The organism is Streptomyces sp. NBC_00271, from assembly GCF_036178845.1.
Lineage (GTDB): Bacteria > Actinomycetota > Actinomycetes > Streptomycetales > Streptomycetaceae > Streptomyces.
In genome coordinates, this window is record NZ_CP108072.1 from 25119 (window position 1) to 36209 (window position 11091).

10 protein-coding genes are annotated in these 11091 nt (G+C 68.0%); 6 read left to right on the top strand and 4 right to left on the bottom strand.

The genetic code is table 11. The features are described 5' to 3' along the window. The first annotated feature begins 22 nt into the window (after nucleotides 1-22). From OG798_RS56260 to OG798_RS56275, 4 genes are all read left to right on the top strand, one after another. Nucleotides 23-295: a hypothetical protein gene (locus OG798_RS56260; RefSeq protein ID WP_328760647.1), complete on the top strand. Its 273-nt coding sequence runs from the start codon at nucleotides 23-25 to the stop codon at nucleotides 293-295. Nucleotides 296-368: 73 nt separating this feature from the next. Next, complete coding sequence (locus tag OG798_RS56265; protein ID WP_328760648.1) at nucleotides 369-578, top strand: DUF6207 family protein; 210 nt, start codon at nucleotides 369-371, stop codon at nucleotides 576-578. Between the two features lie 303 nt (nucleotides 579-881). After that, entirely contained in the window at nucleotides 882-1517 is a 636-nt protein-coding gene (locus OG798_RS56270; RefSeq protein ID WP_328760650.1) for an RNA polymerase sigma factor, read from the top strand. Nucleotides 1518-1708: 191 nt separating this feature from the next. Continuing rightward, complete coding sequence (locus OG798_RS56275; protein WP_328760660.1) at nucleotides 1709-1933, top strand: helix-turn-helix domain-containing protein; 225 nt, start codon at nucleotides 1709-1711, stop codon at nucleotides 1931-1933. Between the two features lie 115 nt (nucleotides 1934-2048). On the opposite strand, the gene OG798_RS56280 is transcribed toward OG798_RS56275, so the two are convergent. Together OG798_RS56280 and OG798_RS56285 are read right to left on the bottom strand one after the other, a co-directional pair. Beyond that, complete coding sequence (locus OG798_RS56280) at nucleotides 2049-2924, bottom strand: ATP-dependent DNA ligase (RefSeq protein ID WP_328760651.1); 876 nt, start codon at nucleotides 2922-2924, stop codon at nucleotides 2049-2051. Between the two features lie 173 nt (nucleotides 2925-3097). After that, entirely contained in the window at nucleotides 3098-4924 is a 1827-nt protein-coding gene (locus tag OG798_RS56285; protein WP_328760652.1) for an SIR2 family protein, read from the bottom strand. Nucleotides 4925-5120: 196 nt separating this feature from the next. On the opposite strand from OG798_RS56285, the gene OG798_RS56290 reads away from it, so the two are divergent. Next, on the top strand, nucleotides 5121-5957 hold the full coding sequence (locus OG798_RS56290) for a hypothetical protein (protein WP_328760654.1): 837 nt from the start codon (nucleotides 5121-5123) through the stop codon (nucleotides 5955-5957). Nucleotides 5958-6013: 56 nt separating this feature from the next. Here OG798_RS56290 and OG798_RS56295 read toward each other — a convergent pair whose 3' ends face one another. After that, nucleotides 6014-6202 (bottom strand): hypothetical protein, encoded by a 189-nt coding sequence (locus tag OG798_RS56295; RefSeq protein WP_328760655.1) that lies wholly within the window; start codon nucleotides 6200-6202, stop codon nucleotides 6014-6016. A gap of 287 nt (nucleotides 6203-6489) precedes the next feature. On the opposite strand from OG798_RS56295, the gene OG798_RS56300 reads away from it, so the two are divergent. Beyond that, nucleotides 6490-7860, top strand: coding sequence for a WD40 repeat domain-containing protein (locus OG798_RS56300; protein WP_328760656.1), 1371 nt, complete (start codon nucleotides 6490-6492; stop codon nucleotides 7858-7860). Nucleotides 7861-7902: 42 nt separating this feature from the next. Here the strand turns inward: OG798_RS56300 and OG798_RS56305 are convergent, their stop codons facing one another. Next, nucleotides 7903-10416, bottom strand: coding sequence for a DEAD/DEAH box helicase (locus tag OG798_RS56305; protein ID WP_328760658.1), 2514 nt, complete (start codon nucleotides 10414-10416; stop codon nucleotides 7903-7905). Between the last annotated feature and the right edge of the window lie 675 nt (nucleotides 10417-11091).

Consider the following 11091-nt stretch of genomic DNA (forward strand, 5'->3'; position numbering starts at 1 on the left):
GGCGGCTGCGAGGCTGGAGGGCATGGACAGCGACGATGAGCAGCTGCTGCGCGGCCGGATCTACGGAGCCGACCACGAACACCCGGGCCCGAAGCCGGGACGGCGCTACGCCGAACTGGTAGGCGGGCCGCTGGACGGACTGCTGCTCGACATCACCGGCTGGAGGCCGGAGGAGATCGACGACGGTGTCTCCCTCCTCACGGAGCTCGGACAGTTCGGCCCCGGGGGCCGGGCGCTGTACGACCCGCGCCCCGGCGACCCGGCCCGCTGGGACTGGGGCGGCGACAGCCCCTGATCACCCGCACTCGGTCGGGTGAAGACACCGCCGCGGCGGAACCCTCCCCGGGCGCCCGGGCGTAGTGCCGTACATGAACCCGATCAACGAGGTGCACGTGAGTGAGCCGGGCCTGGTCGTCGTCGACGTCGCGGCCGCCGACGACGACACCGCGCTCGCTTTCCAGCAACTACTTGCTGAGCGGTGGGCGACGTCGCCCGCACAGAACACGACCCACGATGTGGGCCAGCCCGGCGTACGGCTGCGCTGCTACCTCGACATGTGGCAGGAGCCCAACGGGTAGTGCCGGGCAAGACTTCCACAGGCGCTTCGCACCCCGGCCAAAAAATCTTGAGCATCAGAGGCAGCACTCGGGCCGCTCGTTCGACTTCCTGGTGTGAACACTCTCGTAGAGCACGGGACCGGCTGGTTGGGGCCCGTCCTTGCGCACCCCGGGTTCTGGGTGCCGTTATGTCTGCTCGCGGCTCTTGCGTCTGCTGCTGCTTTCCTGGCGGAATGGCAACGCAGAGCCACCCTGATCGCGCTGGTACGCCACGCTCCTGGCGGCACTGTGGTGGTCCAGGAGCGTGGGCGCGGGGGGCCTGCCATGCAGGTGCATGTCGGAGCGCCATCAGAAACGGATCAGGGGGAAACAGGTGTGACGCGACGAGGCCAGGAGAAGGTGCAAGCGGTCTCCGGTTTATGGGAGCGGGAAGCGATCGGCCTGACGCGCTACGCCGTGGTGCGGACTGGCGGGGATCAGGCCGCAGCCGAGGATCTTGTGCAGCAGACGTTCATGGCCGCCTTTCTCCAGTGGGAGAAGTCGCTTGCCGACCTGAGCGTGGAAGAGCGCCGCAACTGGCTGCGCAGTGTGTGCCGCAGAAGGTGGATCGACGGCATCCGGCGGGAGACGCTGGGAGATCGGTTGCACGCCGACGTGGAGCGGCTGTACGACTGGGTCAGCCCTGATCTGGCCCACGCCGTCATCGCGCGGGACGACCTGGACCGCTGCTGGCAGGTGATCCGCGAACTCCCGCCCAGGCGCAGGGAAGTGGCCCTGCTGTACTTCATTGAGCAACAGTCCGTGCTGCGCATCGCGGAACTGCTGGGGATCCAGGCGTCGGGAGTACGCAAACACGTGTCCAAGGCCCGCCAGGCGCTTCGTGAGGCCGTAGGCGGACTCTTGGAAGCTGAATCAGTCGAGGCGGGCGCGTCGCGAGAGGGAGAGGGGGAGCAGGTATGACGGAGAACGAGCAGGAGCGGACCCTCGACACCGATGTTCTGATCGGGCACATGCTGCACCAGACCGAAGCCGTGGTGGACGTTGATGAGCAGAGCCTGGCCCGACGTAAGACACGGCTGGTCGTCCAGATGATGATGTCCCTGCCGAAGGAGGAACGGCGCGGGAACCGTCCGCAGAGCGCTGACCAACCGATCCGGCGCGAGGCAGCACGCCCTCTCAGCGAGGTGGTCTTCCTGACCGTCGCGGAGGTGGCCGCTGTCATGCGGGTCTCCAGGATGACGGTCTACCGCCTGGTTCACTCCGGTCACCTTCCCGCGATCCGTGTCGGACGCTCGTTTCGCGTTCCCGAGCAAGCGGTCCACGAGTACCTGCGAGAGAACTTCACGGAGAGCATCGAGTCCACCGATCGTCCGTGACGTGCGCTCACCGGGAGAAGCCAGGCTGACGGGTCGTTGAAATGCGCGGCTCTGCGCAGGAGCACCAGCCGCCGTGGTCGGGCCGACCACGGCGGCGACCATGACCGCGGTCGGGTCAGCGCAGGCGGACCACGGTGACGACCGCGTGCCGGGTGGTGCCTGCCACGACCTCCACCACGGCATCGCCCCCGGCGGGCGTGAAGGAGTCGCCGGCCTTCGTGAACGCACGCCCGGTCTGGGGGACCAAGCGCGGGGCGACGACGGAGGAGAGCGCGGTGGTCAGCCGCTGGGACAGCGCTACGCGTCCGTCGGGCAGCCGTACGGCGAGCATCTTCGGGTGCCGGGCGGTGCCGGTGAACCCGACCACGGCCGCGTCGACCGTGTCCGCGTGCCTGATCTTTGCCCACACCCGGCCTGCCCTGTAGGCCCCTCGCAGCGGCTTCGCGACGATTCCTTCCACGCCCGTTCCTTCGAGGGTCTCGTACCAGAGCAGGGCCTCGTCCAGGTCGGTGGTCGACCACACCGGCACGATCGGCGGGCCTACGCCGGCGAGCACGTCCAGGAGGACCTGGCGGCGCTCCGTGTACGGGCGCGGGCGCAGGTCGGGGGAGCCCGCCGCAGGGTGGGCCAGGACGTCGAACGCCACGTACGTGGCAGGGTGCCGGGCGGCGAGTTCCCTTGCGCGGCGGGGGCTGGAGAGCGCGCGGGACTGCGCCGCCTCGAAGCTGATCCGCGCGTTGCCGTCGTCGTCGGCGAGGTACACGACCGCCTCGCCGTCCAGGATCACGCCGGGCGGCAGGCGCATGGCGGCCACGGCCAGATCCATCCAGACCGCGGTGACGTCGCGGCCGGTCCGCGACTGAAGCCGGACCCCGTCCTCGGTCCGCCACAGCACGGTCCGGTGGCCATCGACCTTGATCTCGTAGGCCCATGGGCCCGTCGGTAGCTGCGTCACGGGGCGGGCCAGGGCGACGTCTACGGGCCACTCCACAGGATCAGCCTGCGCCCCTGGGGCACCGGCCGCCTGCTGGTGTACTCCCGCGCTGCCAGCAGACGGTCCGGGCGGCGCAGCTGCTGCGGTACGGCCGCGTCGCCGCACGGCTCGACCCCGGCCGTGTCGTGCGCGGGCTCTGAAGTGGTCTGTGGTGCTCGACCCGGGGCTCTCTACCAGCGGAGCCGCGGGTTCTGTGCCCGCCATTCGACAAGGCGTTCGTAGGCCGCTTGCGCACGTTCGACGTTGCCGCCGAACGCGCCTGCTCGGAGCAGTGGCCAGTTTGGTGTGAGTTCGGCTTTGATCGTGTTGGCGATGCTGGTGTCGTACTCCCAGTGCGCGTCGTCGATGAACTGGCTGATCCATGGGAGGCGGGTGTGTGTGTCGTCGTCCATGGCGATCAGCGAGGCGAGGAACTCGAAGCGGGTGCAGGCGGTCTGGTAAGCCGTGTCGTCGGGTTCGATGACCTGCAGCGGTTCACGTGCTTCCTGCCGCAGCAACGCGCTCTGCGGGAAACGCCGGACCTGCCTCTCCGGCGAGGGCATCACGGAGTTGAGGTCGGCTGCCAGGATGCGGACGGGGTTGAGGTAGACGGCCGGCGGTTGCGTACGTGTCATGCCCCACAGGGTGTTCCAGGTGGGCTGGGCCAAGATGGTCGCCAGGAACTCCTCGCGACGGCTGATGACGGCGGTGACGCCCATGGTCCAGGTGGCCAAGAGCGCCGGGTAGTGCCTCAGTGCCTCCAGCGCTTCGTTGAAGGCGCCGGAGAAGCTGCTGCGCATGCGGGTGAGTCGTTCGACGGCGCGTAGCCACAGGGCGTCATGGGTTCCGTCGTCGTGGAAGACCCCGTGGGCCAGAAGGTGCAGCAGGACGTCGCAGTCGGCCCGGTAGCCGCGCACGCTCTCGTCGAAGACGGGGCCGCCCAGAGGACGCGCCGCTGCTGCGGTTCTGTCGAGGATGTCAGTGACGGTCTGGTGGACGAGGTCGGAGGCCTCGATCCTGCGCACCGGGTCGGGCAGGGCACGCTTGAGGCGGGTGACGGCAATGTCGCGGGTGACGTGCGGGGTCGCCATCCGGTCCAGGGCCTCGAAGCGCCGCTCGAGGTCGGTGAAGAGTTCGTCCGCCGTCATGCCCTCGATGACGGCGGCGCTGTGCTGGGCGGTCAGGCGCTTCGCGGCTTCTCCGAGCGTGCTGAAGGACGACCAGAACATCGGATACCGGCGGGGACGCACGCCTTCCAGGGCCCGGACGAGCGCCGTGTCCCAGTCCGCGGACCAGCCGCAGATGATCAGCCCGTATTCGTCCAGGACCCGCTTGAGCAACTCTTGTTGTTCCGGCTCGTAGGTCTCCAGCTCGTCCACCGTGTTGAGCTGGTCCAGAGCGGCGTAGTCGCCATGGAGCTTGATCACCGTCACCGGGGCGTGGGGGAGCGGCATCATCCCCGCGATCTGGCCCGGCCGGCTGATGACCTGGGGCGAGATACCCGCCTCTTCCAGAGCCCGCTCGGTGAGCCGGTCGAAGTTGGTGGTCAGGATGACGCGGACACCTCCCCGCTTCACCAGCTGGGCGATCGCGTGGTGGGCGGGAGTGGGACCCTTCGCGCCCGGCTCATCGTCTTCCTGGGGCTGGAAGTACCGGGCGAGCTGCGCCTGGCGAGCGGCTGCCGTGGGGGCCACAGCGCCCAGAAGGCCCGAGTACCCGAGGACGTCGTCGTAGTGCTGCGCCCACCAGCCGACCGGGTCGGCGACCGCCTTCTCGGCGGCATCGGCGTCGTTGGGGTCCTGCATGGCGGCGACGCGGCCGACGAGGTCTTCGACGATGCCCCATCCGGTCTTCACGCCGGACGGCAGGGAGATCCCGGACCCGAGCAGGAGCGCGTATACCCCCGGACTGGCGTGGACGTTCAGGGCGAGCGCAGTCTTGGCGTCCAGGATGCGGCCGGGCGGTACCAAGAGAGGCGCCTGCGCGGGGGGCTCTGGCGCTGTGCCGTCGGTTTCCATGGGAGGAACTCCTTTCACGGGCGACGCTCCGAACGCGTTGTATCGCCCGTTCGCGGAACACCCTACCACCCTTTATCGTCGTCATGACGATAAAGGGTGGTAGTCCGTCGCCCTATGCGGCCGACGGGGAAAACCGCTGCCGCCGGGGACAGTTGGCCTGCCATCATCAGGCAACAGCGCAACCAGGCGAGGAGCGATGGCCAACTTCGCATTCGGCTCGAACGACTACAGCGTCAACATCCGGGCACAGCACAACGTCAACTTCTTCCCGGGCTGGGACACGCACCGTCTCGCCCTGACCTTCGAGGTGACCGGACTCGGCAACTACACCGTGGACGCGCCGTTCCTCGTCTCCGGCACCCTCTGGGCGCACGAGACGCCAGGCCCCGCGAGCTGGATCGGCGTCCTCCACACCCCGAGGCCGATCGGGCTGAAGTCCTTCGCCACGAGCCTCACGCTTGAGACGAGCGTGACCGACCGGCAACTGCACGGCTTGGAGAAGACGCGGGCGGGCAACGACCTGACCCTGCGCGCCGAACTCTCCCTGACCGCCCTGGCAGAGACAAAGCACTGGCCCGTCGCCGACGACCAGGAGATCATCCGCGTCCCGCACGCGACGTGGAGCAACGCCCTCACCCAGCTCGATGCCGGCGCCTTCGTCGACGTCCTCATCCCGATCACCACCGTGGAGGCCCGGGCCATCGCCGCACGACGGATCCGCGAGGCCAAGACCGCCATCCAGGGCCAGCGCTACGAGCACGCCGTGACCCTCGCCCGCCAGGCCCTCGACGCCGTACGCGACGCCTGCAACACCGTGAACGTCAACGCGCGGGCGCTGTCGAAGACGAAGAAGGACGACCGGGACCAGGAGGAGCGCTGGGCGGTGCTCACCCAGAGCGCCTACCACCTCTTCAGCGGCGCCCCGCACGACGACGCGGGCAACACCGAGAACTTCAACTGGACCCGCGCCGACGCAGTTGCGGCAGTCGCCACGGCTGCCGGCCTGCTCGCCCGGCTTGAGGATCGCCCGTAGCGGGCCGACGACCGCACAGCCTGCCGTCGGCCATGCTCCGGTCCATTCGTCCGCTGTCAGCGCGACTGGATCCAGAGGCCGCCGTACGCGACGACGGCGCCGCCGACCGCGGTTGCGGCGCCTCGGAGCAGATGCAGCCCCGCCTCGTTCCGTAGCTGCCGGGCACGCCGGACCCACCGGGCTTTCGAGGGCGTTGGGAGGGGTTCCGGGTCCGGGCTGTTGCCCATACGCTCGGGCTTGGACATGAGCTTCTCCTTCGTCGGGGATGTTCGGTCCTCTGCAGACGGCTCCCTGGCCACCAGGGGGCCGTCGCCGTTTTCGACGACAGCCGTGCCGTGTTGGTAGTGCAGCGCAAAGAGCCTGATGAGGCAGCACAGCGCGAAGAAGCATTGATGGTGCTGAAGAAGTGAATCGTTCAGTGATGTGCACTGTTCTTCGCTGAACTTCAGCGATTTTCACCGAACTTCAGCACTTCACGCTTAGCCTGATGTGCCGGGGGCGTGATGGTCACGGCATGGCAAGGCGGTGGGGCATGAGCGGCGTCGGAGAGACCTACCAAGCGGAACTAGAGACGTCGGCGGCGGAGCTGCGCAAGCTGAGAGGCCACCTGTCTCAGCGGCCGGACCTGAAGCAGATAGCGGCCATGGCTGGCGTGTCGACGGCAACGGTCAGCGCCGTCTTGAACGGTAGGACGCACCCGGGGTCGGAGGTGTACATGGCCTTGGTCCGAGTGCTCCTTACTTTTGACACGGGCGACAAGGCACCCCTGAACCATCCGGAGATTCCGCTCTGGCGCGAGCGCTGGCGTCGCGTTCAGGAGCTGAAGGAGCACCACAAGACCCGTTCTCCGAGACGAGCTTCCCAAACCGCAGAGACCGTGAGCGCTGATGGGCTCGCAGAACAAGTCGTACTTTCCCTCATGCGCCGCGGTGAGCGGATCCAGATGTTCCCTATGGCAGAAGGGCTTGAGGGAGTCTGGGATGTGGCCTTCTCGCCGGACGGCCAGCTCATCGCGACCGGTCACGGCCTCCGGACTGTTCAGCTCTGGGACACCATCGCGCAGCGGCGCTCGGGTGGAGCGCTTGTAGGCGGACACATCGGGCAGGTACAGGCGGTCCGGTTCTCGCCCAACGGCAAGCTGTTGGCGAGCGGCAGCGCGGACGGACGGATCATGCTCTGGGACGTTTCTACCGGGCACAGCATCAGCCCGCCTCTGCCTGTCGGTTCAGGCGAGGCTTGGACGATCGCGTTTTCCCCGGATGGACGACTTCTTCTCGGTGCCGGACGTACCGTGCGCGTCTGGGACATCACCGACCCTGAACAGCCTGAAGCCGTGTCGAAACTCGGAGGCAGCCTCAGCGCCGGCCTCGCGGTATCCACAGAGGGACTTCTTGCTACTGGGCACTCCGGCGGTGCAGTCCAGATATGGAACCTGGAAACGCTGGCGAAGGACGGCGCTCCCCTGCACGGCCACGCTGGAGACGTCACCGCCGTGGCGTTCTCACCTGACGGCAAACGGCTCGCCACTGCGAGCCGAGCAGTACAGCTGTGGGACATGGACTCGCGCAACATGTCCGGCGAGCCCTTTACTGATGCCAACGGCATGATCCATGCGGTGTCCTTCTCACCTGACGGTCTTCTGCTCACCGCTGTTGCCCATGCAGACCCTCAAGGCTCGCGTGTTGCAGATGATGGTGATGACGACGAAGGCGAAGAGACCCTCGCCCCGGTCGACACCATCCACGTGTGGGAATCCTCCTCAAGGCAGGTTGTCTGCGATCCCCTAATCGGTCACACCTCGAGAATTTGGGGCGCTGCCTTCTCCCCCGATAGTCGCCTATACGCGACGGGTAGCGCAGATGGACAGCTACGACTGTGGATCATGCCAACGTCTCGCGCTTAGCAGCCACCTGCGCATACCCCTACACCCGCGGCTGACGGACAGCTATGCCCACCGCATCCCGATCGCGGACAGCTGCTCCACCCGCTCCGGCGTGAGCGTCGCAGCCCGGGAACGTTGGTTACCGATCCAGGCGCCCAGCTTGATCTGCCGCTCCACATGGTCCCCGCCACCGTCACCGCCGATCACGATGGTCTCTACGTGCTTCCTGGGCACCTGCAGGTGTCCCTCGCGCTCGTAGAACTGCTGGGCGGCGGTGAAGTTGAGTGCCCACTTGTCGGCCTGCGTACGGCGCGGCTTCGGCTTCTCCTCCTCGGTCGCGGGCTCGATTCCGAGGACCTGCTCGCACATCCACTGCTGCACGGCGGTGAGCTTGTCCCAGCCCAGACGCTGAGCGCGCACCCACCGCCCGAGATCCTCAGACTGCACCAGCACCTCGCCCGGCTCGGTAGGCAGTTCGCCGCCCTGCTCCAGGTGCTGCCGGGTGAGGTGAAACGCCCTCTGCCACTCCACCGGCCAGGTGGGACACCACGACGGGTCGATCTCCTCCAACTGCTCCCGCCGGTCCTCCGACAGGGCGCCGGCCGACGACCCCACGGGCAGCCCCTCGGCACGCCGCTGCTCGATCTCGGCAGCCTTCCGAGCGGCGGCCCGCGCGTTCTTCAGAAAGATGCCCACCTTCGCACCCTGGTAGGTGGCGTCCAGCGGCGCCAGGAGGTGGCCGTGTTCGGCAGCCCACCCGCGAACGGCAGCAAGGCCCTCCTCCCACGCGACGTCGAAGTGCGACCACACCATGCCCAGCTTCTCCAGCTGCTCGACACGGTCCTCGTCCAGCGTCCCGCGGGCGTAGAACCGCCTCGCATCGGCCACCCATTGCCCCAGCGGAAAGTTGGCCAGCGAGGCCGGCCACCCCGCAGCCTGAGCCTCGTGTGCCTTCGGCACGCGGAACGTGAACGGCACCTTCAGGTCCCCGTGCTCGCGGGCGTAGATGACGGAGGCCTCCACGCCCCGCCTCCAGTGCTCGTGTTCCGGGTTGAGGACCCGCAGGTTGATGAACGCCGCCAGCTGCGCCGGGTCACGCGGCGTGGAGAACTTCAACAGCGCCTTCGCCGGAGCCGAAGCCCCGCCCTCGCCCGCACCCTTCTCCTTGCCCTTCTCGCCCTTCTGGACGGGCTTGTAGCGGCTCGGTGCCTGCTGCTGCGCCAGCTGCTCCACGATGCGGGCGTCGTGCGCCCTGAGCGCCTCCAAGAGCTTCGCCAAGCCGCCGAACGCCCGGGAGGTCAGCATGTTGTCCGCCGTCTCCCCAGGGCCCAGCAGCACGGGCACCACGAGGCTGGCCATCTTGCCCTCGCCCGGCTGCATCCGCAGCGCGCGGCCCACGGCCTGCACGAGGTCGGGCATGGAGCCGCGCACGTCGGCCCAGTAGACGGAGTCGCAGTTGCGGGTGTCGACGCCTTCACCGAGAACCTTCACCGACCCCAGGTACGCCTTCTCCACGACCGTGCCGTCCGTGGCGATCCCGTCGGCGAACTCCCCGAGCACACGCCGGCGGTGGAGCGGCTTGTGCTCCCCGCACAGCCAGTCCGCCCAGACCGTGGCCGGGTACAGGTCGGGGTCGGCCTCGCGCAGCTGCGCGGCGACATCGGGCAGGCCGGTCGCGAAGGCTTCGGCCTCCTTCACGACGTGGTGGAACACCAGCGTGCGCTTGAAGTTCTCCTCCGAAGACGCCTTGACCAGCGCAGTCTGGAGCGCAGCGAGCCGGGCCCCGCGCACCTGGTCCGACCGCCCCTCGACACCGAGCAGCACGGCGGCCTGGAACTGGGTATCGGTGACGTCCACGCACACCACCTGGTACGGCGCACAGATGCCCCTGTCGATCGCATCCGACAACGTCAAAGTGAAACACCTGCTGCCGAAGGACCCGTTGGGGTCGTCATCCATCGACGCCACCAGCTCACCCGGCGCGCCGCCCGGCTCCTGGTCCTCGTCCAGCTGCCACAACCGGGGCGTGGCCGTCATGTACAACCGACGCAGGGACGGGATCCGGGTGTTGTCGTGCACGACCGCCCACGGCTTCCCGATCCGGCCCGAAACCCTGTGCGCCTCGTCCACGACGATCAGGTCCCACCCCGCAAGGCCCCCCTGATGCGCCCGCTCCAGCGTGCCCAGCCCGAGGCTGGCGTACGTGGCGAACAGGGTGACCTTGTCCAGGTGACGGGTCCACTCCACGAGCTCGTCCACGTCCGTGGTGTTCGGGAAGGACACCTCCTCCCCGCGCAGGGACGACACCCCGATCATCGGGCCCGTGCGACCGCCAGCGCGCCAGGAAGCCTCGGTCTGGGCAAGCAGATCCAGGGAGGGCACGAGCACCAGGACCCGGCCCGCGTGGAGCTCCTCAGCGCTCCGGGTGGCCACGAGGCTCTTGCCGGATCCGGTAGCCATGATCACCTGAGTCCGGAGGCCACCCTCCGGCACAAGAGATCTTGCGGGCAATTCCAGGGCTCGCAGTACCGCGTCAACGGCTTCTCGCTGGTGGGGACGGAGTTCCATTGCTGCCATTCCGATCTGCCTTCTCCTGTAGGTCGGTGGGTGTCCTCACGCGGCAGGGAACGGGAAACCTGCACGTAGGCGTGGTGCGATCGGCTACGGTGATGCCACCCGTGACCGGATCACCGGGACCGATCAGGTGAGAGGAAGCGTGATCCGGAGGGCTCACACCCCCTCAGTGGTGCCGCTATCTGATTCCAGAGTCTATCTCTTACTTCAAAATGAAGCAGCAACTACCGGGAAAATCCCCCGAACGTGGCGCGATCCCGTTAGTCTGGCCCTATCGGAATCAGAAAGAAGCCTGACGGGAGGTCACGCGATCATGATCCCAAGTCCACCCTTGACCCTGCGTCTTCACGCTGTAATGACTCTCCGTCACCTCCAATCCTGCTCCCCCGATTCGGCCCGCCCCCACCCCCTCACTGCTGCCGCTTTTCCCGCCATTGCCCACCGCGTGCGGGACTTGAGGGGCTGGAGCGCAGCGGAGGCCCCGGTGCCGGGCGCGTGCGGTGCCGGCCGCAACGCGGCCGTGGCCCGTGGAGCGCAGCGGAGCGGAGCCCAACTCGTGCGCGCAGCGCACGAGTTGATGCCGGGTCACGCAGTGACCCGGCGGGCACTCACGCGGGCGGGAGCGCAACACCTGTGCGCAGCACAGGTGTTCGCTTGCATATCGCGAAGCGATATGGT